The 25,225-nt window shown below is 68.7% G+C and carries 24 protein-coding genes; 16 read left to right on the top strand and 8 right to left on the bottom strand.

Going from position 1 to position 25,225, the window contains the following annotated elements:
- Window positions 1-58: 58 nt before the first annotated feature.
- The 7 genes from AC1DVI_RS10460 (at window position 59) to AC1DVI_RS10430 (ending at window position 7,592) form a co-directional block, all read left to right on the top strand.
- On the top strand, window positions 59-1,120 hold the full coding sequence (locus AC1DVI_RS10460; RefSeq protein ID WP_476957909.1) for an ABC transporter ATP-binding protein: 1,062 nt from the start codon (window positions 59-61) through the stop codon (window positions 1,118-1,120).
- Window positions 1,117-1,971: an ABC transporter permease gene (locus tag AC1DVI_RS10455; protein WP_035682465.1), complete on the top strand. Its 855-nt coding sequence runs from the start codon at window positions 1,117-1,119 to the stop codon at window positions 1,969-1,971. The genes AC1DVI_RS10460 and AC1DVI_RS10455 overlap by 4 nt, the downstream gene beginning before the upstream one ends.
- Window positions 1,971-2,771 (top strand): ABC transporter permease, encoded by an 801-nt coding sequence (locus tag AC1DVI_RS10450; RefSeq protein ID WP_456530689.1) that lies wholly within the window; start codon window positions 1,971-1,973, stop codon window positions 2,769-2,771. The genes AC1DVI_RS10455 and AC1DVI_RS10450 overlap by 1 nt, the downstream gene beginning before the upstream one ends.
- 33 nt (window positions 2,772-2,804) lie before the next feature.
- Window positions 2,805-3,860 carry an agmatinase gene (speB, locus tag AC1DVI_RS10445; protein WP_476957908.1) on the top strand — a complete coding sequence of 352 codons (1,056 nt, stop codon included), beginning with the start codon at window positions 2,805-2,807 and terminating at the stop codon, window positions 3,858-3,860.
- Between the two features lie 4 nt (window positions 3,861-3,864).
- Window positions 3,865-4,671: a carbon-nitrogen hydrolase family protein gene (locus AC1DVI_RS10440; protein WP_476957907.1), complete on the top strand. Its 807-nt coding sequence runs from the start codon at window positions 3,865-3,867 to the stop codon at window positions 4,669-4,671.
- A 16-nt stretch (window positions 4,672-4,687) separates the two neighbouring features.
- On the top strand, window positions 4,688-5,932 hold the full coding sequence (locus AC1DVI_RS10435) for a threonine ammonia-lyase (RefSeq protein ID WP_476957906.1): 1,245 nt from the start codon (window positions 4,688-4,690) through the stop codon (window positions 5,930-5,932).
- A gap of 298 nt (window positions 5,933-6,230) precedes the next feature.
- Window positions 6,231-7,592, top strand: coding sequence for a nucleobase:cation symporter-2 family protein (locus AC1DVI_RS10430; protein WP_476957905.1), 1,362 nt, complete (start codon window positions 6,231-6,233; stop codon window positions 7,590-7,592).
- Between the two features lie 159 nt (window positions 7,593-7,751).
- Here the strand turns inward: AC1DVI_RS10430 and AC1DVI_RS10425 are convergent, their stop codons facing one another.
- Window positions 7,752-9,191, bottom strand: a complete 1,440-nt coding sequence (locus tag AC1DVI_RS10425) for an aldehyde dehydrogenase family protein (protein WP_476957904.1) — start codon at window positions 9,189-9,191, stop codon at window positions 7,752-7,754.
- 327 nt (window positions 9,192-9,518) lie between these two features.
- On the opposite strand from AC1DVI_RS10425, the gene AC1DVI_RS10420 reads away from it, so the two are divergent.
- The 6 genes from AC1DVI_RS10420 (at window position 9,519) to argE (ending at window position 16,281) form a co-directional block, all read left to right on the top strand.
- Complete coding sequence (locus AC1DVI_RS10420) at window positions 9,519-11,135, top strand: ABC transporter substrate-binding protein (RefSeq protein WP_476957903.1); 1,617 nt, start codon at window positions 9,519-9,521, stop codon at window positions 11,133-11,135.
- Window positions 11,136-11,203: 68 nt separating this feature from the next.
- On the top strand, window positions 11,204-12,181 hold the full coding sequence (locus AC1DVI_RS10415; RefSeq protein ID WP_476957902.1) for an ABC transporter permease: 978 nt from the start codon (window positions 11,204-11,206) through the stop codon (window positions 12,179-12,181).
- Complete coding sequence (locus AC1DVI_RS10410) at window positions 12,178-13,080, top strand: ABC transporter permease (RefSeq protein WP_476957901.1); 903 nt, start codon at window positions 12,178-12,180, stop codon at window positions 13,078-13,080. The genes AC1DVI_RS10415 and AC1DVI_RS10410 overlap by 4 nt, the downstream gene beginning before the upstream one ends.
- Before the next feature lie 14 nt (window positions 13,081-13,094).
- The gene (locus AC1DVI_RS10405; RefSeq protein ID WP_476957900.1) at window positions 13,095-14,084 is read left to right on the top strand and encodes an ABC transporter ATP-binding protein; all 990 of its coding nucleotides are present in this window, start codon (window positions 13,095-13,097) and stop codon (window positions 14,082-14,084) included.
- Window positions 14,081-15,088, top strand: coding sequence for an ABC transporter ATP-binding protein (locus AC1DVI_RS10400; protein ID WP_476957899.1), 1,008 nt, complete (start codon window positions 14,081-14,083; stop codon window positions 15,086-15,088). The genes AC1DVI_RS10405 and AC1DVI_RS10400 overlap by 4 nt, the downstream gene beginning before the upstream one ends.
- Complete coding sequence (gene argE, locus AC1DVI_RS10395) at window positions 15,085-16,281, top strand: acetylornithine deacetylase (RefSeq protein WP_476957898.1); 1,197 nt, start codon at window positions 15,085-15,087, stop codon at window positions 16,279-16,281. Before AC1DVI_RS10400 ends, argE begins: the two co-directional genes overlap by 4 nt.
- 170 nt (window positions 16,282-16,451) lie before the next feature.
- Here the strand turns inward: argE and AC1DVI_RS10390 are convergent, their stop codons facing one another.
- Together AC1DVI_RS10390 and AC1DVI_RS10385 are read right to left on the bottom strand one after the other, a co-directional pair.
- Entirely contained in the window at window positions 16,452-16,709 is a 258-nt protein-coding gene (locus tag AC1DVI_RS10390; RefSeq protein WP_149166257.1) for a hypothetical protein, read from the bottom strand.
- A gap of 333 nt (window positions 16,710-17,042) precedes the next feature.
- Entirely contained in the window at window positions 17,043-17,870 is an 828-nt protein-coding gene (locus tag AC1DVI_RS10385) for an SDR family oxidoreductase (protein ID WP_476957897.1), read from the bottom strand.
- 183 nt (window positions 17,871-18,053) lie between these two features.
- On the opposite strand from AC1DVI_RS10385, the gene AC1DVI_RS10380 reads away from it, so the two are divergent.
- Window positions 18,054-19,046 (top strand): BMP family lipoprotein, encoded by a 993-nt coding sequence (locus AC1DVI_RS10380; RefSeq protein ID WP_476957896.1) that lies wholly within the window; start codon window positions 18,054-18,056, stop codon window positions 19,044-19,046.
- 7 nt (window positions 19,047-19,053) lie between these two features.
- Here AC1DVI_RS10380 and AC1DVI_RS10375 read toward each other — a convergent pair whose 3' ends face one another.
- The gene (locus AC1DVI_RS10375) at window positions 19,054-20,238 is read right to left on the bottom strand and encodes a pentapeptide repeat-containing protein (RefSeq protein ID WP_149166254.1); all 1,185 of its coding nucleotides are present in this window, start codon (window positions 20,236-20,238) and stop codon (window positions 19,054-19,056) included.
- A 129-nt stretch (window positions 20,239-20,367) separates the two neighbouring features.
- Entirely contained in the window at window positions 20,368-21,120 is a 753-nt protein-coding gene (locus tag AC1DVI_RS10370) for an isochorismatase family protein (RefSeq protein ID WP_476957895.1), read from the bottom strand.
- Window positions 21,121-21,400: 280 nt separating this feature from the next.
- On the opposite strand from AC1DVI_RS10370, the gene AC1DVI_RS10365 reads away from it, so the two are divergent.
- The gene (locus tag AC1DVI_RS10365; RefSeq protein WP_476957894.1) at window positions 21,401-21,961 is read left to right on the top strand and encodes a hypothetical protein; all 561 of its coding nucleotides are present in this window, start codon (window positions 21,401-21,403) and stop codon (window positions 21,959-21,961) included.
- On the top strand, window positions 21,958-22,566 hold the full coding sequence (locus AC1DVI_RS10360; RefSeq protein ID WP_149166251.1) for a hypothetical protein: 609 nt from the start codon (window positions 21,958-21,960) through the stop codon (window positions 22,564-22,566). The genes AC1DVI_RS10365 and AC1DVI_RS10360 overlap by 4 nt, the downstream gene beginning before the upstream one ends.
- Window positions 22,567-22,641: 75 nt before the next feature.
- Here AC1DVI_RS10360 and galU read toward each other — a convergent pair whose 3' ends face one another.
- The 3 genes from galU to AC1DVI_RS10345 form a co-directional block, all read right to left on the bottom strand.
- Window positions 22,642-23,511: a UTP--glucose-1-phosphate uridylyltransferase GalU gene (gene galU / locus AC1DVI_RS10355; RefSeq protein WP_149166250.1), complete on the bottom strand. Its 870-nt coding sequence runs from the start codon at window positions 23,509-23,511 to the stop codon at window positions 22,642-22,644.
- A gap of 133 nt (window positions 23,512-23,644) precedes the next feature.
- A complete protein-coding gene (locus tag AC1DVI_RS10350) occupies window positions 23,645-24,385 on the bottom strand; it encodes a DnaJ domain-containing protein (protein WP_170295909.1) in 741 nt (246 codons plus the stop codon).
- Between the two features lie 33 nt (window positions 24,386-24,418).
- Entirely contained in the window at window positions 24,419-25,165 is a 747-nt protein-coding gene (locus tag AC1DVI_RS10345; protein ID WP_149166248.1) for a VWA domain-containing protein, read from the bottom strand.
- Between the last annotated feature and the right edge of the window lie 60 nt (window positions 25,166-25,225).

Below are 25,225 nucleotides of genomic sequence, written 5' to 3'. Positions count from 1 at the left end.
CTAACCCTCTCCCCAGAGGGGCGAGGGAACAAAGGTTCAATCAGAACAAAGCCATCCCATGTCAGCCCTTGTCCTCGACGGTCTCACCAAACGATACGGTCCCGTGACCGCGGTGCACGGCGCGTCGCTGCGCATCCCGCACGGGCAATTCGTCTGCCTGCTCGGCCCGTCCGGCTGCGGGAAGACGACGCTGCTGCGCATGATCGCCGGGCTGGAGGACCCCTCCGGCGGACGGCTGGTCATCGACGGGCGCGACATCACCACGGCCCCCGCCCACACGCGGGAATTCGGCATGGTGTTCCAGTCGCTGGCCCTCTTCCCGCATCTGACGGCGGGCGAGAACATCGCCTACCCCCTGCGCATCCGCGGCGCCACGAAGGCCGAGCAGCGCAAGCGCGCCGACGAGCTGCTGGAGCTGGTCCGCCTGCCCGGCGTCGCCGACCGGCCCGTCTCCAAGTTGTCGGGCGGGCAGCGGCAGCGCGTCGCCATCGCCCGCGCGCTGGCCCTGTCGCCCAAGCTGTTCCTGCTGGACGAGCCGCTGTCGGCGCTCGACGCCAAACTGCGCGAGGCCATGCAGATCGAGTTGAAGCAGCTTCAGCAGCGGCTGGGCATCACCACCATCGTCGTCACCCACGACCAGCGGGAGGCGATGACCATGGCCGACCTCGTGGTGGTGATGTCGCAAGGCCGCATCCATCAGGCCGCCCCGCCGATGGAGGTCTACCGCCAACCCGCCGACGCCTTCGTCGCCGACTTCATCGGCATGACCAACCTGCTGGAGGGCGAGGTCACCGCCCCCGGCACCGCCGCCATACCCGGCGGCACCCTGCATCTGCCCGACCTGCCGCCGACGGGCCGCGTCCTGCTGTCGGTCCGCCCGGAGGACGTGATCGTCCACCCCGCGGGGACGGACGGGCCGAACCGGCTGACCGGCACGCTGTCCTTCATGCGCGACCTCGGCGCCAGCGTGGAGTTCCGCATCGACGTGGCCGGGCGGGAGATCGTCGCGCTGTCGCGTCCGCAGGACCGCCCGCCGGTCGCCCCCGGCGGCGCCCTGTCGGTGGAGTTTCCCCCGGCAGCCTGCGTCGTACTGCCGCCCGCCACGGAGCACGCCCGATGATCCGCCGCGCGCCCCGTGGTCTGGCCGAGCACGCGCCGATCCTCTTCCCGGCGCTGATGCTGGTCGTCTTCTTCGTCATCCCCTTCAGCCTGATGATCGCGGTCAGCGTCTTCCGGCGCGTGCCCGGCGGCTTCTACGAGCCGGACCTCGTCTTCGCCAATTACGAGCGGTTCCTGACGGCCTTCTTCGGCGGTGTGATGTCCTTCTCGCTGGGGCTGGCGGCGCTGGTCGCGGCGCTGTCGGTGGGCATCGCCTTCCCTTTCACCTACCGGCTGGTCAAGCTGTCGCGCGGGGCGCAGATCCGCTGGCTGGTCTTCCTGCTGTCGATCCTGTCGCTGTCGGAAGTCATCATCGGCTTCGCCTGGTCAACCCTGCTGTCGCGCACCGCGGGCATTACCAACCTGTTCGTGGCGCTGGGCCTGATGGCCGAGCCGCAGTCGCTCAGCCCGAGCTTCGGCGCGCTGCTGGCCGGGCTGGTCTATCAGGCCTTCCCCTACACGGTGCTGGTGCTCTACCCCGCGCTCGCCCGCCTCGACCCCTATCTGGAGGAGGCGGCGCGCACGCTCGGCTCCTCGCCGCTGCGCGCCTTCTTCACGGTGGTGGTGCCGGCGCTGCGCAACACCATCGTGGCGACGACGATCATGGTGTTCGTCTTCGCGCTCGGCTCCTACCTGCTGCCGCAGCTTCTCGGGCGACCCCAGCACTGGACGCTGTCGGTGCTGATCACCGATCAGGCGATCTACCAGTCCAACATGCCCTTCGCGGCGGCGATGGCCGTCTTCCTGGTGCTGGTCAGCCTTGCCCTCGTCGGGCTGGCGCTGCTCGCCGGGCGGCGGGAGGAGACGGCCTGATGCTGATGCGCACGCTCAACTCTGTGGCCGCTGGCCTGATCGCCCTGGTCCTCGCCGCCCCCATCCTGGTGGTGGCCGGCGTCTCGGTGAACGAGAAGAAGGCGTTGACCTTCCCGCCGCAGGGCTTCTCGCTCGCCTGGTATGCGGAGGTCTTCACCGATCCCGGCTGGCGCGGCGCCCTCATCACCAGCCTCGTCGTCGCCACCCTGTCGGCGGCGCTGGCGGTGCTGATCGCCTTCCCGCTGGCCTGGTTCCTGTGGCGCTGGCGCGCCCCCTGGGCGCGGGCGTTCGAGGTGCTGGGGATGACGCCCTTCATCCTGCCGCCGGTCATCACCGCGCTGGGATTCCTCAGCTTCTGGGCGGCGGTCGGCGAATACGGGTCGCCCTGGACGGTGGTGGTCAGCCACGCGGTGTTCTTCGTGACGCTGCCGCTGGTCACGCTGTCGCTGGGCTTCGGGGCGGTGGACCGCTCCTACGTGGAGGCGGCGGCGACCATGGGGGCGGACGACCGGACGGTGTTGCGCACGGTGGTGATGCCGCTGGTGCGGCCCTACGTGATCTCCGGTTTCGCCTTCGCCTTCGTGCTGTCGCTGAACGAGTACATCGTGGCCTACATGGTGGTCGGCTTCACGCTGGAAACGCTGCCCATCAAGATCTTCAACGCGCTCCGCTACGGCTACACCCCGACCATGGCCGCCGTGACGGTGCTCTTCGTCTCGCTGACCGCGGTGGTCTTCGGGCTGATCGCGTGGTTCGGCGACCTGCCCCGCCTTCTCGGCGCCTGGGCCAAGAACGACTGATAACCCTTTTCCTTTTTCAAAGAGATCCGGACGATGATCGACCCTCAGAAGCTTGATCGTTTGCGTACGAAGTACAGCGGCTCCGGCGGCGACGACTTCCACGATCCGGAGTTCCAGCGGGTGGCCGCCCTCCAGTTCTCCGGCGGCAAGCGGGTGCAGCCCTTCGCCGGGGTGTCCACCCTGCTCGACGCCCCCTACCGCCCCGACGCGGCCGACGCGGCGGACTTCGGCGGGCTGGACATCGCGCTGATCGGCGTGCCGATGGACCTGGGAGTCACCAACCGGGCCGGCGCCCGCCTCGGGCCGCGCGCGGTGCGCGGGATGGAGCGCATCGGCCCCTACGAGCACGCCCTGCGCATGGTCCCGGCGGCCTCCTGCAAACTGGCCGATGTCGGCGACGTGCCGCTGTCCAGCCGCTTCAGCCTGGAGGCCTGCCACGGCGACATCCTGGCCTTCTACAACCGCGTGATGGACGCCGGTGTCATCCCGCTGTCGGTCGGCGGCGACCATTCGATCACCTATTCGATCCTCAAGGCGCTGGGCCGCAAGCGCCCGGTGGGCATGATCCATTTCGACGCCCATTGCGACACCGGCGGCCCCTACGAGGGCGCCAAGTTCCACCATGGCGGCCCCTTCCGGCAGGCGGTGCTCGACGGCGTGCTGGACCCGGAGCGTACGGTGCAGATCGGCATCCGCGGCAGCACCGAGTATCTGTGGGAGTTCTCCTACGACAGCGGCATGACCGTCATCCACGCGGAGGACATCCCGGAGCGCGGCATCGCCAGCGTCATCGAGACGGCGCGCAAGGTGGTGGGCGACGGGCCGGTCTACGTCTCCTTCGACGTGGATTGCCTGGACCCGGTCTTCGCCCCCGGTACTGGCACGCCTGAGGTCGGCGGCCTGACCACGCGGGAGGCGCTGGCGATCCTGCGCGGGCTCGACGGGCTGGACATCATCGGCGGCGACGTGGTGGAGGTGGCGCCCCAGTACGACGCGACGACCAACACCGCCCATGCCGGCGCGCAGATGCTGTTCGAAATCCTCTGCCTGTCGGTGCGCGCCCTCGCCAACCGCCAGAAGCAAGGCTGACGACATGCGGCTGAGCCTGTTCCAGGCGGACGCGGAGCCCGGTGCGCCGCACCGCAACCTCGACCGTCTGGAACGGGCGGCGGTGGAAGCGGCGGAGCGCGGCTCCGCCCTGCTGGTCGGGCCGGAAATGGGCCTGACCGGCTACGACATCGGCGCGGCGGCGGTGCGCGCCCTGGCCGAGCCGGCGGACGGGCCGATGGCCGCGCGGGTCGCCGCCATCGCCCGGCGGCACGGTGTCGCCATCCTCTACGGCTATCCGGAGCGGGGAGCGGACGGCGCCGTTTACAACGCCGCGCAGCTGATCGGGGCGGACGGTAGGTCCCTGCTGAACCAACGCAAGACCCATCTCTACGGCGACCTCGACCGCGGCTCCTTCGCGCCGGGCGGCGACGCCTTCCCGACCGCGGCGGTCGGCGGGCTGCGGGTCGGCGTGGTCATCTGCTACGACGTGGAGTTCCCGGAACTGGTGCGCCGCCACGCGCTGGCCGGGGTGGACGCCCTGCTGGTGCCGACCGCGCTGATGACGCCCTACGAGATCGTCGCCACCACCATCGTCCCCGCCCGCGCCTTCGAGAACGGCATCTTCGTCGCCTACGCCAACCGCTGCGGGACGGAGGGGGCGTTGCGTTATTGCGGGCTCAGCAGCGTGGCGGCGCCAGACGGATCGGTGCTGGCGCGGGCCGGCGACGGCGAGGCTTTGCTGACCGTCGAGCTGGATCCCGCCCTGCGCCGGGTCGGCACGCATCTGGCGGACCGCCGCCCGGACCTGTACGGTGCGATCTCCAGCGCCCCCGGAAACGGCGGTTTGTAGAGGAAGCACAGGACACATGCCGGTCACCATCGACGACATTCACGCCGCCGCCGAACGGCTGGCCGGACGCATCAGCCGCACGCCCTTCCTGCGCTCGGAAACCCTGTCGCAGATCACCGGCGCCGAGGTCTGGGTCAAGCTGGAGAATCTTCAGTTCACCGCCTCCTTCAAGGAGCGCGGGGCGGCCAACCGGCTGCTCCACCTGACGCCGGAGGAGCGGCAGGCCGGGGTGATCGCCATGTCGGCCGGCAACCACGCCCAGGCCGTGGCCTACCACGCGAAGCGGCTGGGCATCGCGGCGACCATCGTCATGCCGCGCTTCACCCCCTTCGTGAAGGTCAAGCGCACGCGCTACCACGGCGCCACCGTCATCCTGGAGGGCGATTCCCTGGCCGAGGCCGCGGCCTTCGCCCACGACCTCGCCAAGCGGGACGGGCTGGTCTTCGTCCATCCCTACGACGACGACGCGGTGATCGCCGGCCAGGGCACCGTCGTGCTGGAGATGCTGGCGGAGGTGCCGGACCTCGACGCGCTGGCCATCCCGGTGGGCGGCGGCGGGCTGGCCGCCGGCGCCGCGGTCGCCGCCCGCGCGCTGCGGCCCAGCCTGGAGGTCGTCGGCGTGGAGGTGGAGACCTACCCCGCCGCGGCGCAGCGCCTCGCCGGGCAGCCGGTCAAGGTCGGCGGCCCGACCGTGGCCGAGGGCATCGCCGTGCGCGACGTCGGCGACCGGCCCATGGACATCCTGAAGCAGAACGGCTGCGACGTGGTGCTGGTGCCGGAAGCGGTGATCGAGCGCGCCATCGCCATGCTGATCGAGGTGGAGAAGACCGTGGCGGAGGGCGCCGGGGCCGCCGGTCTGGCCGCCCTGCTCTTCCACCCCGAGCGCTTCCGCGGCAAGCGGGTCGGCTTGATCGTGTCGGGCGGCAACATCGACACGCGCACGCTCGCCAACGTGCTGATGCGCGGCTTCGCCCGCGACGGGCGCCTGATCAACCTGGACATCGACGTGGCCGACCAGCCCGGCGCGCTCGCCCAGGTGGCCCGCATCGTGGCCGAGTGCGGCGGCAACATCATCGACGTGCAGCACCAGCGCCTGTTCGGCGCCTTCTCCGTCAAGTCCGCCGAGGTCGCCCTGCTGATCGAGGTCGAGGACGAGGGCCACGGCGACCGCATCACCGAAGCCCTGCGCGGCGCCGGCCTGCCCGTCCGCAAGGCGGTGGTGGCGGAAGCGGCGCAGCCTCTGTCCAGCGCGCGACCCTGAGCGAACGCCCGAAAAATACCGGTGAAATAGCCCTCTCCCCTCCGGGGAGAGGGTGGCCCGTAAGGGCCGGTGAGGGGGTTGCGCTTTTGCCGGACGATCCGCCAAGCGCAACCCCCTCACCCTAACCCTCTCCCCAGAGGGGAGAGGGGATATGGGGCTGCCCATGGATTGAGCATCCCTCCCCGGCACCGCCATTTTTCTCGGCACATCGGGGCGGGCCGCTCAGCGTTTCCCCGCCCCGCCGGTTGTGGCACGGGCCGTGCACTTCGCGCCTGTTCATTCGCGGAGGTCATGGATCATGTCGTCGCTGGAATCACCAACCCGACCCCACCCGGTTGACGAGAAGCTTCCGCTGCTGCGCCTGCTGGCTCTGGGGATGCAGCATGTGATGGTGATGTACGCGGGGGCCATCGCCGTGCCGCTCATCATCGGCGGCGCGCTGAAGCTGCCCAAGGACCAGATCGCGCTGCTCATCAACGCCGACCTGTTCGCCTGCGGCATCGTCACGCTGATCCAGACGCTGGGCTTCTGGAAATTCGGCATCCGCCTGCCGGTGATGATGGGCGTCACCTTCGCCGCGGTCGGACCGATGGTCGCCATGGCGGGCAACCCTTCGCTGGGGCTGCTGGGCATCTACGGCGCGGTGATCGGGGCCGGCGTCTTCGCCACGCTGGCCGCCCCGGTGGTCGGGCGCCTGCTGCCGCTGTTCCCGCCGGTGGTGACGGGGACCGTCATCGCCATCATCGGCATCTCGCTGATGCGGGTGGGCATCACCTGGGCGGGCGGCGGGGCCGGAAACCCGAATTTCGGCGATCCGCTCTATCTCGGCATCGCGCTGTTCGTGCTGGCGGTGATCCTGCTGGTGACCAAATACGCCAAGGGCTTCTGGGCCAACATCTCGGTCCTGCTGGGCATCATCGCGGGCTTCGCCCTGACCATGGTGCTGGGGCTGGTCAGCTTCGACGGGGTGGGACAGGCGAAGTGGGTGGACGTCATCCGCCCGTTCCAGTTCGGCATGCCGGTGTTCGAGTTCTGGTCGATCCTGACCATGTCGCTGGTGATGATCGTCGTGATGATCGAATCCACCGGCATGTTCCTGGCGGTCGGCGAGATGGTCGGCCGCACGGTGACGCCGGAGCAGTTGACCCGCGGCCTGCGCACCGACGGTCTGGGCACGCTGATCGGCGGCGTCTTCAACACCTTCCCCTACACCTCCTTCTCGCAGAATGTCGGGCTGGTCGGGATCACCGGGGTGCGCAGCCGCTGGGTCTGCGTGGCGGGCGGCGTCATCCTCGTCGCCTTCGGCCTGTTCCCGAAACTGGCCCACGTCGTCGCCTCCGTCCCCACCTATGTGCTGGGCGGGGCCGGTCTGGTGATGTTCGGCATGGTCGCGGCGACCGGCATCAAGATCCTGGCGAAGGTCGATTACACGTCCAACCGCGGCAACATCTACATCGTCGCCATCAGCATCAGCCTGGGCATGGTGCCGCTGGTCGCCGACAAGATCTTCCAGAAGATGCCGCCCTTCCTGTCGCCGCTGCTGCACAGCGGCATCCTGCTGGGCACCATCGCGGCGGTCCTGCTGAACCTGTTCTTCAACGGTCTGGGCAAGACCGACGCAAAGGCGTTCGTCGCCGCCGCCAAGACCGCGGAGGCGTGAAGGGACGGACCGTTCAGCCCTCTCCCCCCTGGGGAGAGGGTGCCCGCGAAGCGGGCGGTGAGGGGGGTGTGCATTTGCCGGACGTACCGCGATGCGCACCCCCTCACCCTAACCCTCTCCCCGGAGGGGAGAGGGGATATTCAACGTCACTTCGGCCGCTTACGCCGCCGGCTCGCTGCCATAGACGGACTTGGTCTCCAGGAACTCCTCGAAACCGACCTCGCCCCATTCGCGGCCGATGCCCGACTGCTTGTAGCCGCCGAAGGGAGCGGCGAGGTCGATGGAGGCGCCGTTCAAATGCACCATGCCGGTGCGCAGCCGCTTCGCCACCGCGCGCGCCTCGTCCAGCGTGCCGGCGTAGACGTAACCGGACAGGCCGTAGAGCGAGTCGTTGGCGCTGCGGATCGCCTCCTCGATGTCCTCGTAGGGGCGGATGGTCAGGACCGGGCCGAAGATCTCCTCGCGCATGATGGTCATGGTGTCGGTGGCGCGGCTGAAGACAGTGGGCTTGGCGAAGAAGCCACGCTCCAGCCCGTCCGGACGGCCCGGACCGCCGCACAGCAGGGAGGCGCCCTCCGCAATGCCGGCCTGGATCAGCCGCTGCACCCGCTCGTACTGGCGCTGGTTGGCGATCGGGCCGACGCCGGTGCGGTCGCCACGCGGGTCGCCAACCACCAGACGGGCGCAGACCTGGGCCGCGATCGTCTCCGCCTCGTCCAGGCGGGAGGCCGGGACATACATGCGCGACGGCGCGTTGCAGCTCTGCCCGGTGTTGGACATCATCGACCGCACGCCGTGGGTCACAGCCTTGGTCAGGTCGGCGCTCTCGCAGATGATGTTGGCGGACTTGCCGCCCAACTCCAGCGACACGCGCTTGATGCTGTCGGCCGCGTTGTGGGACACCGACGCCCCGGCGCGGGTGGAGCCGGTCAGCGACACCATGTCGACCAGCGGGTGCGAGGCCAGGACCGGACCAACCACCGCGCCGTCGCCGTAGAACATGTTGAAGACGCCCGCCGGAACCCCGGCCTCGTGCAGGATCTCGGCGAAGATCCAGGCCGAATAGGGGGCGAACTCGCTGGGCTTCAGCACCATCGTGCAGCCGGTGGCGAGCGCCGGGGCGACCTTGCAGGCGATCTGGTTGATCGGCCAGTTCCACGGCGTGATCATCGCGCAGACGCCGACCGGCTCGCGCAGGATGCGGGTGGTGCCGCGGGTCCGCTCGAACGGGTATTCGCGGGCGGCCTCAAGCGCCGTCTTGAAATGGGCCAGCCCCATGAAGGCCTGCGCCGGCTTGGACAACGCCGCCAGGGGGGCGCCCATCTCCTCGGTGATGGCGTCGGCGACATCGTCCATGCGCTTCTCGAAGAGCGCGCAGACGGCGGCCAGCAGTTCCAGCCGCTCGTTCAGCGGGGTGCGGGAATAGCCGTCGAAGGCGGCGTGGGCCGCGGCCACGGCGCGCTCAGCGTCCTCCGGCCCGCCGAGCGCCACGGTGCCCGACACCTGCTCCGTCGCCGGGTTCAACACCTCCATCACGGTGGCGCCCGCCGCAGGTTCGGTCCAGGCGCCGCCGATGTAGAAGGATTGGCAGGTCTTCATCTCTAATCCCCTCGCTCTCTGCGTTGGCGTTTTCGGGTGAAGCGATCCTGCCCCGTCCGGCGCCGTTTGCCAAAGCTTTCCATCGGGAAAAACCGGATAGGTCAGAAGACCGGACCCTGTTGACAGATCAATGGTTTCAAGCTCTGATCGTTGAACACATATGCGCCGCCGCCCCGCTTGCGGCGAGCCGAACGACAAGAATCGGGCCGCAAGAACCGTGGTCCAAGGGCTGGGAGCCTGCTTCACGGGTACACTTCAAACGTACAATCAGGGGGACGAGGGATGGCCTTACGTGATCGGCATCGGCGTGATCGGCGCCTTGCGGATGTGCTGCGTTCCGGAATCGTCAAACCACTCCTGCCGGCGGTGGCCGCCCTAGCCCTGCTGGCCGCCGTTCCAGCGCCGGCGCGGGCGGCGACCCTGACGGTCGGCACCTCGGCGGAGCCGAGCGCGCTCGACCCGCACTACCACAACCTCGGCCCCAACACGCGCGCCCGCAAGCATGTGTTCGAATCGCTGGTCAGCATGGACGCCAAGATGCGGCTCCAGCCCGAACTGGCGGAAAGCTGGCGCGCCGTCGACGAAACCACCTGGGAATTCAAGCTGCGCAAGGGCGTGAAATTCCACGACGGCACCGAGTTCACCGCGCAGGACTTCGTCTATACGGTCTGCCGCATCCCGAACGTCGCCAACAGCCCCTCCTCCTTCACCGTCTACACCAAGGGCATCGCGGCCATCGAGGCACCGGACCCGCACACCCTCGTCATCAAGACCGGTAAACCCTACCCGCTGCTGCCGGTGGAGCTGTCGACCTTCGGCATCATCTCCGCCAAGGCGGCGGGCGGCGAGGCCGTCACCTTCGACAAGGCGGGGTGCAAGGCCGACTCCTGGCCGACGACGCAGGCCTTCAACGACGGTTCGCTGATGATCGGCACCGGGCCGTTCAAGCACAAGTCCTACACCAAGGGCGACCGGCAGGTGCTGGAGCGCAACCCCGACTATTGGGGGCCGTCGGCCGCCTGGGACACCGTGGTCTTCCGCCCGATCACCAGCGACGGGCCGCGCGTCGCCGCCCTGCTGGCCGGTGACGTGGACCTGATCGAATCGCCCCCGGTGCAGGACATCGAGCGGCTGAAGTCCGCCCCCAACGTCTCCCTGGCCCAGGCCCAATCGAACCGCGTGATCTATCTGGCGCTGGGTGTCCAGGACACCCCGCCGACCATCACCGGCACCGACGGCAAGAATCCGCTGAAGGACCCGAAGGTGCGCAAGGCGCTGTCGCTGGCGGTGGACCGCGACGCCATCGTGAAACGCATCATGATGGGGGTGGCGGAACCGGCGAACCAGTACCTCCCCGCCGGCTTCTACGGCAACAACCCGGAGGTCACCGTCGCCACCGACGCCAACAAGGCCAAGCAGCTCCTGGCCGAGGCCGGCTACCCGAAGGGCTTCCAACTCACCCTCGGCACGCCGAACGACCGCTACATCAACGACGACAAGGTGGCCCAGGCGGTCGCCCAGATGTTCACCCGCATTGGCGTGCAGACCCAGGTCGACGCGACCACCGCCAATGTCTTCTTCTCCAAGCGCAACAAGCAGGAATACAGCGTCTTCCTGGCCGGCTGGGGTGCGGATTCGGGCGAGATGTCCTCGCCGCTGAAGGCGCTGATCGCCACGCCGATCAAGGAGAAGGGCTACGGCACCACCAACTACACCAGCTACTCCGACCCGGAGCTGGACGGGATGCTGGACACCGCGCTGGCGACCGTGGACGACGCGAAGCGGGAAAAGCTGCTCCAGGCCGCGGTGAAGCGGGCGATGGACGCCGACATCATCATCCCCCTGCATTACGAGGTGACGGTCTGGGCGATGAAGAAGGGGCTGAGCTACGAACCGCGCGCCGACCAGTACACGCTGGCGCAGAAGGTGAGCCCCGCGAAGTAGCGAAGGGGGAGCGGTCCTCCATTTCCCCTCTCCCCGGAGGGGAGAGGGTTAGACATTAGCGGAGCGCCATGCTTGTCTTCATCCTCCGGCGGCTGGCGCAGAGCGCGGTCGTCGTGGTGGCGATGTCGGTGCTGGTCTTCGCCGGCATCTTCGCCATCGGCAACCCCATCGACGTGCTCATCAGCCCCGAGGCCGACGAGTTCGAGCGCGCCGCCGCCATCGCCCGTCTGGGCCTCGACAAGCCCATGCACGAGCAGTTCATCCGCTTCGTGGACAGCGCGCTCGGCGGCGACCTCGGCACCAGTTTCGTCCATGGAGTGCCGGCCCTCGGCCTCGTGCTGCAGCGCTTCCCGGCGACGCTGGAGCTGGCGCTCTGCGCCATGCTGGTGGCGGTGGTGCTGGGCATCCCGCTGGGGCTGTGGGCCGGGCTGAAGCCGGACTCCCTTGCCGGGAGGGTCATCATGACCGGCTCGATCCTCGGCTTCTCGTTGCCCACCTTCTGGGTGGGCATGATGCTCATCATGGCCTTCGCGGTGACTCTCGGCTGGCTGCCGGCAGGGGGGCGCGGCGAGACGGCGAGCCTGTTTGGCGTTCAATGGAGTTTCCTGACCGCCGACGGGCTGGCCCATCTGATCCTGCCCGCCGTCAATCTGGCCCTGTTCAAGCTGTCGCTGGTCATCCGGCTGGCCCGCGCCGGCACGCGGGAGGTCGCCTTGCAGGACTATGTGAAGTTCGCCCGCGCCAAGGGACTGTCGCCCACGCGCATTGTCGGGGTGCACATCCTGAAGAACATCATGATCCCGGTGGTCACCGTCCTGGGGCTGGAGCTGGGCAGCGTCATCGCCTTCTCGGTGGTCACGGAATCGGTCTTCGCCTGGCCGGGCATGGGCAAGCTGCTGATCGACAGCATCCTCCAGCTCGACCGGCCCGTGGTGATCGCCTACCTGCTCGTGACGGTGCTGCTGTTCGTCGTCATCAACCTGATCGTCGATCTGGTCTATTCGCTGCTCGACCCGCGAATCCGGCTGGGCGGGGGGCGGGCATGAGCGACGTCGCCGCCAAGGCCCCGGCGGTCGAGACGCCCTTCCTGCGGCTGGCGCGGGAGTACGCGCGGTCGCGCACGGCGCTGGCCGGGCTGGCGGTGCTGGTCCTGATCGTGCTCGCCGCCCTGCTCGCCCGCTGGGTGGTGCCACAGGACCCCTACGACCTCGCGCAACTGGACATCCTCGACGGCATGATGGCGCCGGGGGCGCTGGGCGGCGGCGGCTGGACCTATTGGCTGGGCACCGACGACCAGGGGCGCGACATGCTGTCGGCCATCGTCTTCGGCCTGCGCACCAGCCTGCTGGTCGGGGTGGTCGCCACGCTGATCGCGCTCGCCGTCGGGGTGGCGGTCGGGCTGCTCGCCGCCTATGCGGGGGACCGGGTGGACGGGCTGGTCATGCGGCTGGTCGACATCCAGCTGTCCTTCCCGGCGATCCTGATCGCGCTGATCCTGCTGGCCCTGCTGGGCAAGGGGGTTGACAAGGTGATCGTCGCGCTGGCCGCCGTGCAGTGGGCCTACTACGCGCGGACCATCCGCGGCTCCGCCCTGGTCGAGCGGCGCAAGGAGTACATCGAGGCCGCGCAGTGCCTGGCATTGCCACACCGGCGGATCATGATGCGCCACCTGCTGCCCAATTGCCTACCGCCGCTGATCGTGGTGGCGACGGTGCAGGTCGCCCACGCCATCGCGCTGGAGGCGACGCTGAGCTTCCTCGGCGTCGGCGTGCCGGTGACCCAGCCGTCGCTGGGGATGCTGATCGCGTCGGGCTACCAGTACATGCTCTCCGGCGATTACTGGGTCAGCTTGTTCCCCGGTCTGGCGCTTCTGGTCACCATCGTGGCGATCAATCTGGTCGGGGACCGGCTGCGCGACGTCCTCAACCCGCGCCTAAATCACTGAGAGGGGGCGATGCGATGACCGAACCCCTGCTGCGTGTGGACGGGCTGAAGACCCATTTCTTCACCCGCGCCGGCACCGTGAAGGCGGTGGACGGGGTCAGCCTGCACCTCGCTCGTGGCGAGATCCTCGGGCTGGTCGGCGAGTCCGGCTCCGGCAAGTCGGTGACCGGGCAATCTATCCTCGGCCTAGTCGATCCGCCGGGCCGGGTGGTCGGCGGCCGGGTGCTGTTCCAGGGCGAGGATCTGGTGGGCGCCGGGGAGAAGCGGCTGCGCGCCATCCGCGGGCGGCGCATCGCCATGATCTTCCAGGACCCGATGATGACCCTGAACCCGGTGCTGAGCATCGGCACCCAGATGGTCGAGGCCGTGCGCGCGCACGAAAAGGTCAGCCGGGCCGAGGCGTGGGAGCGCTCCCGCCGGGCGCTGGCCCGCGTCGGCATCGCGTCGCCCGACGAGCGGCTGGCCGCCTACCCGCACCAGTTCTCCGGCGGGATGCGCCAGCGCGTGGCCATCGCTATCGCGCTGCTGCACTCCCCGGACCTGATCGTCGCCGACGAGCCGACGACCGCGCTCGACGTCACCATCCAGGCGCAGATCCTGTTCGAGGTGCAGAAGCTCTGCCGCGAGACGGGGACGGCGCTGATCTGGGTCACCCACGACCTTGCCGTCGTGTCGGCGCTGGCCGACCGGGTGGCGGTGATGTATGCGGGCCGGGTGGTGGAGACCGGGACGGTGGCGGAGATCATCGGCAGCCCGCGCCACCCCTACACCCGCGGCCTGCTGGAGTCGGTGCCCAGCCGCAACCGGCGCGGCGTGCCGCTGCGCTCCATCCCCGGCATGACGCCCTCCGTCCTCGACCTGCCGGAAGGCTGCGCCTTCCGCCCCCGCTGCGAGCGGGCCACCGGGGCCTGCACAGCCATGCCCGAACTGGTGGGGGACCGGGAGGACCGCGCCTGGCGCTGCTGGAACCCCGTCGCGGCCGAAGCGCGGGGAGACGCCGCATGACCGCTGCTCCCATTGTCGAGTTGGATGGGCTGACCAAGCACTTCTCGCGCAAGCTGGACGTGGTGGAGCGCTTCGCCCGTCGGCTGGGGGCGGCCATCGACGACCGGGCCGTGCAGGCGGTCAGCGGCGTGGACCTGTCCATCGCGGAGGGCGAGGTGGTCGGGCTGGTCGGCGAATCCGGCTGCGGCAAGAGCACGCTGGGCCGCATGGTCGCCGGCATCCTGCCGCCCAGCGCCGGCACCCTGCGCTGGCGCGGCCGCGACCTGCGGGAGCTGTCCCCGGCCGACCGCCACCACGCCAACCTGAAGATCCAGATGGTCTTCCAGGACCCCATGGCCTCGCTCAACCCGCGCCTGCGCGTGGCCGACATCGTCGGGGAGGCTCCGGTGGTCCATGGGCTGGTCCCGCCGCGGGAGGCCGAGGCGTATGTGGCAGCACTCCTGCGGCAGGTCGGGCTGGACCCCGCCTATCTGCGGCGCTACCCGCACCAGTTCTCCGGTGGGCAGAGGCAGCGCATCGGCATCGCCCGTGCGCTGGCGGTGAAGCCGGACGTGCTGGTCTGCGACGAGTCCGTCGCGGCGCTCGACGTGTCGATCCAGGCGCAGATCATCAATCTGTTCATGCGCCTGCGCGCGGAACTGTCGCTCACCTATCTCTTCATCAGCCACGACCTGGGCGTCGTGGAACACATTTCCGACCGCACCGCGATCATGTATCTTGGACGGATCGTGGAGTTGGCCCCGACACCGGAGCTGTTCGACAAACCCAATCATCCCTATGCCAAGGCGCTGTTGGACGAGGCGCCGCGCGTGTCCGTGGAGAAGCGGCGGTTCGCGCCGATCCGCGGAGAGATTCCATCGCCCCTCGACCCGCCGTCGGGCTGCGCCTTTCACCCGCGCTGCCCGCACGCGACGCCACGCTGTTCGGCGGAACGCCCAGCCCTGCGCGAGATCGCGCCCCGGCGCTGGTCCGCCTGCCATTTGAACGAAACCACAGGTCCATGATGCCCGCACCCGATCCCGCCGGCCCTTCCGCGTGCAGCCCGCGCACGCTGGAGCTGCTGCGCGACCTGATCGCCTTCGACACGACCAGCCGCAACTCCAACCTCGACCTGATCCACTACATCCGCGACCATCTCGCGGCGCTGGGCGTGTCCAGCACCCTGGTGTTCAACGAGGAGCGGACCAAGGCCAACCTCTACGCGACCATCGGCCCGGCGGACCGCGGCGGCGTCTGCCTGTCCGGCCACACCGACGTGGTGCCGGTGGACGATCAGGACTGGTCCAGCGATCCCTTCACCCTGACCGAGCGCGACGGCAAGCTGTTCGGGCGCGGCACGGCGGACATGAAGGGCTTCATCGCGGCGGCGCTGGCCATGGCGCCGGACTTCCTGGCCGCCAACCTGACGACGCCGGTCCATTACGCCTTCTCCTACGACGAGGAGCTGGGCTGCCTGGGCGTGCCCGGCCTGCTGACCCAGCTCGCCGGGATGGCGGTGAAGCCGCGCCTGTGCATCGTCGGGGAGCCGACGCGGATGCGGGTGATCGTCGGCCACAAGGGAAAGGTGGCGCTGCGCTGCCGCGTCCACGGCCACGCCTGTCATTCCTCGCTCGCCCCGCAGGGGGTGAACGCCGTGGAGTACGCGGCGGAGCTGGTGTCCTTCCTGCGCGGCATGGGCCGCCGCTTCGCCGAGCAGGGGCCGTTCGACTATGATTACGACGTGCCCTTCACCACCGTGCACACCGGGGTGATGGAAGGCGGCACGGCCCGCAACATCGTCCCCTCCGACGCCTCCTTCGAGTTCGAGATCCGGCATCTCGCCGACCATCCCGTGGCCCCGATGCTGAAGGAGCTGCGGGACTTCGCCAAGACGCTGGAACCGGAGATGCGCGCCGTCCGCCCCGACGCCGGCTTCTCCTGGGAAACCCTGTCGGACAGCCCGGCGCTCGACACCCCGCCGGACTCGGAGGAGGTGACGCTGGTCAAGAACCTCGCCGAGCAGAACGGCCACGGCAAGGTGGCCTTCGGCACGGAGGGCGCGCTGTTCACCAGCATCGCCAACATCCCCGCCGTGGTCTGCGGCCCCGGCGACATCGAACAGGCCCACAAGCCGGACGAGTATGTGGAGCTGAGCGAACTTGCCCGCGCCGAGCGCTTCCTGCACCGGCTGAAGGACGCCGCGAAGAAAGGCCTATGATGACGTCCCTTCTCCCCCCTGGGGAGAAGGTTAGGATGAGGGGGGCGCCGAAGGCGCTCCGCTTGCGCATAAGGAGTTTTAATCCGCCCTACCGGGCGTAACGCCCCCTCACCCAGCCCTCTCCCCAGAGGGGAGAGGGTTCTTCCAGGAGGGTGCTTCAGAGGTTTCCGTCAGTGGACCTCCACGCTGACGATGGCCGGCAGGGTGCGCAGGAAGTCAGCCCCCGTGTCGGTCGCCTCGACGACGAGGTGACCGCAGCGGTCGTGCCCGCGCAGGCGGGCCTCCGCGCCCATGCCGGCGGTGCGCAGCACCTCCGACAGGTCGGACACCGCGGTGCGGACCCAGGCCCGATGCTCGGCCAAGCTTTTGTACGCTGTTGCTTCCGACTGATTCAGGGTGACGGTAAAGGTGTGCAGCTCGATGGTCATAAGAGCTCCGGAATGAACCGATTGTTCTGGGACAAGCTCAGTGTTTGACGCTGTTCGAGCATCCGCTCCGCCCCAACCGGACGGTGTATGAAAACAAGCTGGAAAGGGACGTGCGGACACTTGCCGGATGGCGGATAAGCCGGGGATCAGCCGATCGGCGAAAAGGGTCCCTTTCGATTTGGGGAGCAAACAAACCGTAGTGTAACGGAATTTGGCGGCCGATGCTTGTGATATCGTGGGAACGCTGCCCTGCACCAAGCGCGTTCACAGGCAATAAAAGGGTTAGCCCCGGCATGGCCACCCCCGGCGCGGCGCGGGTCCTTCAGACCGCGCTCAATCCAGGAAGATGTCCGGCGCCAGCGGGGCGCCCGGCTTGACCGCGTAGGGCTCCAGGTCGGTGACGCCCTCCTCCGCCAGCACCTCGTCGTCGATGAAGAAATGGCCGGTGCAAGTCCGAGCATCGCGGGTCAGGACGGCGTGGGCGGCGTCGGCCAGGATCTCCGGCTTGCGGCAGTTGTCGAACTCGGCGGCGCCCTTCAGCATGGCGATGGCCGCCGTGCCGATGATCGTGCGCGGCCACAGGGAGTTCACGGCGACCCTGCCGCGGAACTCGGCGCTCATGCCCAGCGTGCACAGGCTCATCGCGTATTTGGCGATGGTGTAGGCGGTGTGGTGCTGGAACCAGCGCGGATTGAGGTTCAGCGGCGGCGACAGGGTCAGGATGTGCGGGTTCGAAGCCTTCAGCAGATGCGGCAGGCAGGCCTGGGAGCAGGCGAAGGTGCCCCGCCCGTTGACCCCCATCATCAGGTCCCAGCGCTTCAGCGGGGTGTCCAGCGTGCCGGTCAGGCTGATCGCGCTGGCGTTGTTGACCAGAATGTCGATGCCGCCGAACGCCTCCACCGTGCGGGCCACCGCCTCGGCCACCTGGGCATCGTCGCGGATGTCGCAGAGGACCGGCAGAGCCTTGCCACCGGCGGCCTCGACCTCCTCCGCAGCGGAGAAGATGGTGCCGGGCAGCTTGGGGTGCGGCTCCGACGTCTTGGCGGCGATGACGACGTTGGCGCCGTCGCGGGCGGCGCGCAGCGCGATCGCCTTGCCGATGCCCCGGCTGGCACCGGTGATGAACAGGGTCTTGCCCGTCAGTGTGCGCGCGTCCGTCATGTCGCTCCCCTCCCCATGGTTCTTCCACCGGAACCGGCCGCCGGAGCCGGTCCGTTGTCGGCGATGCTACCACACATCCCCGGGACGCCGTCCATACGCATTGGTCATTCAATTGACCTATGCGTTAACGCACCCTTCCCGTCTAGACTGCGCTTGCCCTTCCTTTTTGGAAAAGCCCGCCCGATGCCCCAGCCGCTGTCCCGCCGTTCCGTCCTGGCGCTGGGCGCCGCCGGCCTCGCCACGCTCGCCGCTCCGGCGCGGGCGCAGGACTTCGCGCCCGGGCTGCTCTACGCGGTCGGGCAGAAGTTCGACAAGAGCTTCAACGAGGGCGCCTTTACCGGGGCGGAGCGGTTCAAGGAGGCCACCGGGATCGCCTACCGCGATTATCTGCCGGCCAGCACGGCGCAGTTCGATCAGGCGGTGGCCGCCCTGCTGCGCCGCGGCGTAACCGACCTCGCGCTGATCGGCTTCTACTACGCCGCCCCTCTGGCCAGCCTCGCGCCGAAGCATCCCGCCGTCCGCTTCACCCTCATCGACGCGGTGGTGGAGGCGCCGAACGTCCAGTCCGTGACCTTCAAGGAGCAGGAGGGGTCCTTCCTCGTCGGCATGCTGGCGGCCATGGCCTCGCGAACGGGAACCGTCGGCTTCATCGGGGCGCTGGACATCCCGCTGATCCGCAAATTCATCGCCGGCTTCCAGCAGGGCGCCCGCCACGCCCGCCCGGACATCGGCCTGCTGGTCAATTTCGTCGGCACCACCCCCGCCGCCTTCAACGACCCCACCACCGGGGCGGAGGTGGCGAAGGCCCAGTTCGAGCGCGGCGCCGACGTGGTGTTCGCCGGGGCGGGCGTGTCCAACTTCGGCATCTTCGCCGCCGCCAAGGACGCAGGACGCTTCGCCATCGGGGTGGACAGCAACCAGAACCACCTCTACCCCGGCACCATCCTGACCTCGATGCTGAAACGCGTCGATCTTGCGGTGGAGCGCGCCTTCGGGGAGGGACGCAGCGGCGCCTGGACTCCCGGTTCGCGCGCCCTGGGGCTGGCCGAGCGCGGCGTCGATTACGCGCTGGACGACAACAACCGCGCGCTGGTCACACCCGCCATGCGCGACCGGCTGGAGGAGGCGCGCGCGGCGATCATTCAGGGACACATCCGCGTGCGGGACGCCGCGTAAGGCTGTCTCAAGCGTATTGCGGTTCGACCCCGACGGCGAAGCTCACATCGGCGCCGCGCAGGGTCTCGGCCGTGGCGCGGATACGCGTCAGGTCGGTGCCGTGCAGGATGGCGCGAGCGAGGCTGGTGTCGCGCAGGTCGGCGCCGGTCAGGCTGGCCTCGGCAAGGTTGGTCGGCCACAGGCGGCTGCCGTCCCCGGCCAGATCCACCGGGCGCAGCCGCGCCCGCCACAGCTTCGCCCCCGCCAGATTGGCGCCGCGCAGGTTGCAACCGGACAGGTCGGCGCTGGTGAAGTCCGCCTCGCGCAGGTCGCAGTAGGACAGGTCCGCCATGACCAGCTTCGCTCCGGAGAAATCCGCCCCGCGCAGCCCGCAGAAACGCATCACGCTGCCGGCCAGGAGCTGGTTGGCGAAGTTGTAGCCGCGCAGGTCGACGCGCTGCATCTCCAGCCGCAAGCCGGCGGCGGCGTTGCGCTCGACCCAGAGCTGGTGGGCGGAAATGCTGTCGGCCATCCGCCCGGCGAGGCTGACCAGCCCGGTGCCGTCGACGTCGATGCCGCGCCGCTCCAGCGTCTGGCGCAATTCGTCGTCCAGCCGGGCGCCGCACAGCAAGGCGCCCTGCATCTCCACCCGCTCCATCACCGCACCGATCAGATTGGCGCCGATCAGGATCGTTCCGGTCATGTCGCTGCCGGAAAAGGTCGCGCCGCAGAGATCGCAGCCGGAAAAGTCGCACTGCGCCAAGCGCGCGTCGGACAGGATGGCGCGGGCCATCTTGGACCCGATGAAGGTGGTGCTGCCGTCGGCGTTGCCCGCCGGCTTGCGTTCGTCCGCCCCCAGCATCATGCCCTTGCGCAGGTCGGCGCCGCGCAGGTTGGCCTCCTCCATCATGGCGCCCTCCACCCGCGCGCCGCGCAGATCGGCGCCTTCCAGCGACGCACCGGTGAGGTCGGCCTTGGACAGATCGGCGCCGAACAGGTCGGTGCGCGACAGAACGGCACCGTTCAGACGGGCGCTGTTCAGGCTCGCCCCGCTGAGCTTGGCGCTGCTGAGGTTGATGCGGCGCAGCCCCAGGCCCGACAAGTTGTGGAAGCTGAGGTCGGCGCAGCGTCCCTTCATGCTGGGGTCGCGCGTCAGCCATTGCTGATGCTTGACCAGCGCGTTGCGGATCGCCCTCAGATACCGCTCTTCCACGTGCGACGTCTCCGCGCCGTCCAGCCGTTGCTGCCGGCATCGCACGCCGGTTGAACGATCGGGACCCTTGCCACGCAGGGATGCTACCAGAACCGCCGGAAAAAAGCGAAAGCCCTGATCCGGCGTGTCTCAGCGCAGCGTGTCGGCCAGCAGCGCGCCCCGCGACGCCATCATGTAGAGACCCAGGTGGTGCGCCGGCTCCTGCGGGTGGGCGGCCGTCTCCGGCAGGCCAAGCTCCTCCGCGATCTCCGCCGGCAGGTCGTAGGTGGCGCAGCCCGGCTCATAAACGACCACGTCCCTCAGCGTCGGCATCATACCGTGGTTGCGCGCGGACAGCAGCGTCAGGACGAAATCCATCACGCACACGTCGGTGCAGATGCCCACCGTGACGACCGACACCAGCCGGTTGCCGTTCACCCAGTCCACCAGCCGGTTGCGCCCCGCCTTTCCCGCGCCGTCCGTCTCCGTCGCGCCGATGAAGAAATTGATGCAGTCCTTGGCGATCAGGGTCGCCGACGGCTCCGACTCGAGCCAGGCCAGTTCGGAGACCAGCTCGTCATGGCCGGTGCCGGCCAGACAGTGCGGGGGATAGGGCGGCTCCGGCCTGTCCGGGGCGTGGCGATCCAGCGAGACGCAGATCGGCCAGCCGGCACCGGCGAAGCGGCGGGCCAAGCGGTCCGTCTCGGCGATCATGCGGTCGACCTGGGCGTTCGGCGCCGCCGGGGCGAGCGGACCGCAGCCGACGGCGGCGAATCCCTTTACCTCGTCGATGATCACCAGCCCGGTGCCCCCGGCGGGCATCGCGTAGTCGCCGAGCGCCACCGGAAACGTGCGGCGGATGATGTCCAGCGCCTCGTCGCTGCGAGTCAACAGGTCCAGCATGGGTCCTCCCTTTCGAATGGCGGAAATGACCGTCCTGTTACCGGACGGGGGCAACATTTCAGGACTGTGTCCAAGCGCTGCGACATTGTGGCCGAACGCTTGCGCATGGGTCAGAAAAGATCAATGGAATCCAGGCCGGTCGACCGGTTGTTGCAACCGCAGGACATATTCCCGTCTGCATCCGGCGTGCCATGCGACGGAATACCGCAATGCCAAGCCGTGAAACCCGGTCCTCAATAAAGGAGACGCGAAGCTTCTGCCGCAACCAGAAGGTACACCAATGGTTCTATCGGCCGAGTTCCTGGGCATGCTTCTGCTGGTCACCAGCGCCGCGGCGCTCGGCCTGTCCATCGTCATCGACGTCGGGCAGATCACGTCGGAGAAAGCGCGCCAGACCATGATGATGCGCCAGCACGACCGGAAGAAGACGGCGCTGAGCGAATGGACTCGCAAGCTGGAGCAGCGGCGGGAGGAAATGACCGCCTTCCAGGCCCGCACCACCGAATGCAACGGGCGACGGCAGAAGGCGCTGTCGGAAATCCGGGCGCTGGAACTCACCAAGGTGGAGTTCGTCCATGAGCTGGGCGACGGCGAGGAGGCCGGTTGTTTCTGGGCCCGGCTGACCGTGCAGGACGAATTCCCCGCCATCGAACGGCGTGACGTGATTTTCGCCCGCCAGATCTGGAGCTACCCCAACGTCGCCCATGTCTGGACCTATTCCGTCGATCAGGCGGCGGCGATGGCGCGCGTCTCCTTCACCGTGAAGAACGGCGTCCTGCCGACCCTGGTCGTTCCGCTCGCCCAGGCGCCCGACCCCGACGCGGAAGGAGCGGCAGCATGACCGGGATGATGCTCTATCTCAGCCTTGGGCTGATGGTGCTGACGGTGCTGTCCAACCGCTATTGGCGGCGGCAACTGGAAGGTCTGCGGCAGGCCCAGTTGCGCATCCGCGAGAAGATGGAGGAGGTTGGGAAGGACGTGGAGGACATCGCCACCGCCTATTCCCAGGTCACCCAAAAGCACGCCGAGGCCGAGAAACGCGCCCTGAAGGCCGAACAGGACATGCAGGCCGCCCTGAACGAGCTGGAGGCGAGGCAGGCGGCGCCGATCGTGCGCTATCACGTGTTTGACCGCTCCGAGCCTCGTCCGGGCCGGTTCTGGGAAGCCGCGGTGCGTCACTTGCCGAGCGAAGCCACCGTGATGACCGGGCAACGCGGCTGGGTGGGCATCCGCCGATGTCTGCTGACCGCCGAAACGGAACGGGAGGTGCGCGAACGCGTCAGCGCCCGCTACCCGCGCAAGGCCGGATTCCAGGTGTTGGAGGTGGTGCCCTGCCGGGTTGCCGGCCTGTCGGTGAACCGCATCCCCGAACTCAGCACCTTCCGCCGCTCCGCCCCGCCGGAGGAAGCCGCGCGGCCTCCCCGCCGAGCCGCCGGCGGCCGTTGACACAGACACCGACGGCCCGGCGGAAGACGACTGGCCCGCGGGAAAAGGCACCGCCCTCCCCGCGGACCATCCGCGTCAGCAGTATTTGCGCAGCATCTCGCGGACCTTGTCCGCCATGTCCGGACGCTTCAGCGCGTGGGCCAGCGTGGCTTCGATGAAGCCGACCTTGTCGCCGCAGTCGTAGCGGGTGCCTTCGAAGCGCAGACCGTGGAAGGGCTGGGCGCCGATCAGCTTGGCCATCGCGTCGGTGAGCTGGATCTCGTTGCCGGCACCACGCTGCTGCTTCTCCAGATGGTCGAACACCTCCGGCTGCAGGATGTAGCGGCCGATGATCGACAGGGTGGAGGGCGCCTCTTCCGGCTTCGGCTTCTCGACGAGGCCGCGTACGGTGGCCAGACGGCCGTCGTCCTTCTCCACGTCCAGGATGCCGTAGCTGCTGGTCCGCTCGCGCGGGACGTCCACGACGGCGACAATGTTGCCGCCCACCTCGTTGTAGGCGTCGACCATCTGCTTCAGGCAGGGGGTGTCGCCCTGGACGAAGTCGTCGGGCAGGACGATGGCGAAGGGGTCGTTGCCGATCACCGCCCGCGCACACCACACCGCGTGGCCGAGGCCCAGCGGGACCTGCTGGCGCGTGTAGAAGCAGCGGCCCGGCGCGATCTCGCTGTGGCGCACCACATCGAGGGCATCCTGCTTGCCGCGCTCCTCAAGGGTGCGGTTCAGTTCCGTGTCGGTGTCGAAATGGTCTTCGATGGCGCGCTTGCTGCGGCCCGTGACGAACACGAAATCCTCGATGCCGGCGGCCCGCGCCTCTTCCACGGCATGCTGAAGCAGAGGCCGGTCGACCAAAGGCAGCATTTCCTTCGGAATCGCCTTGGTGGCCGGCAGAAAGCGCGTACCGAGACCGGCGACGGGGAACACCACCTTGCGCACAGGCTTTCGCATTGGGGTTCTCTTGTGGTTGCTTGCGGAAATACTTCGAATATGGAGACGATTCGCAGGTTTGCAAAACGCTCGTCCAGCTTTCTGCCACAGAGAATTCGGTGGCGCAACTCCCCTTCCGTAACCCGGCAAAAGGTTAGTTGCGCAGCAGCAAATCCTTCGCTTGGTTGATCTTGGCTGCCAAATAGGTGGACCCCCCATGATCTGGGTGCACTTTCATCATCAGCCGTCGGTGAGCGTCCTTTACCTGTTCGGGTGTGGCTCCGGGCGACAACCCCAAAATATCATAGGCTTCGTCGCGGGTCATAGAACCGCCGGCGCGGCGGCCACCACTGTCCTTTGACCCGGAATTGTTCGCGCCGCCAACGGATTGTTCTTCGGTGGTCTGCCAGCTGGGATGGGCACGGTCCAGCCACGCTTCCAGGACGGAGGCCGATTGCGGATCGTCGCGTCGGCAATCCTCAAGCAGAGCCAGCAGTTGCCCCAGCGTCAGCGACTCCAGCGTCCGCCCGCGCCACGGCCCGTGAAGCACCTCCCCCGCCATCGCGCCGGTGTCGTGCTGCAACGTCATCCGCAGATAGAGGGTCTCGATCTGCGAGGTCTGCCCGCCGCCCGCAGAAGCCCCGTAGGACGACGGGCGGAAGACGTCGCGCAGCGTCCGCCAGCGCGTCAGCAGCGGAAAGGCCAAGGCGCCCAGCATCATGGCGGTGCCCAGCCGCCCGGTCAGGGTCAGGACGACGACCGTCACGGCCGCCAGCGCGATGCCGCCATAGCGCACCGCCGTGGCCAGCGTCCGCGGGTCCGCGGACACGAAGACGCGAGCCAGCATGGCGAGGCCGGCCACCAGCGCGATGCCCAGGAGAAAAAACCCAAACATCCCGCTCTGCCCCATCTCTAGCCGAATCCTGCCCTATGATGCATGGCTTTGCCCCCCGCGTCCCCCCTGGCCGCTCCCGAGTTGGCTGGTGAGAAGCCGCACCGCGTCGCCCCGCCCGCGGCTGTAATGCTCCAAAGCCGCCCGGCCGCCCGCCGCGTAGACGGCGACCGCGCTCAACAGGTCCCGCAATTGCTGGGCGGACGAGCCGTCGAACGGGCAATAGGCGCCGCCGCTCAGCCGCGCGATGGTCTGGAAGGCACGTTTGGCGATCAGATCCCCGCGCTCGTGGAAGATGAAGACCGGGACGCCCAGCAGCCCCAATTGGCCCGCCTGATGGGCGAGTTGATCGACGTCCTCCTCCATGCAGTCGCCGACGAAGACCAGCGCGTTGACCTTGCGGTCCCGCGTCTGCTTGATGCAGTGCCCCAGCACCCGCGCGATCTGGGTCTGGCCGGCCATGCAGGACACCGCGGTCATTCGCCGCAACAGGTCCTGCGCGTTGCCGACCCAGGGGCTGGCTTGGCATTCGCGGAATCCACGGTAATAGACGAGCTGGATGTCCAGCCCGCCCAGCGCGGAGGTCGCCTGGAACATCTCCCCCTGGATCTGGCAGGCGCGGTCCCAGGTCGGCTCGCGGCTGGCCGTGGCGTCCATGGCGAACATCAGACGCCCGCGCGGCCCCCCCGTTGCCCGAGGCAGGGCCGCCACACGGCTCAGGAAGTCGTCCACCTCGGTCTGGGTGGACCGCTGCTGCGCCGGCAGATTGTCGCGTTCACCCATCGCCCGTATCCCTTCGCGCGGTGACTCGTCATTCCGTAAAGATGGGCGGCGCGGCGGCGT

The organism is Azospirillum sp. P4_B5 (assembly GCF_056402275.1).
This window is presented reverse-complemented; position numbering and strand designations above follow the sequence as displayed.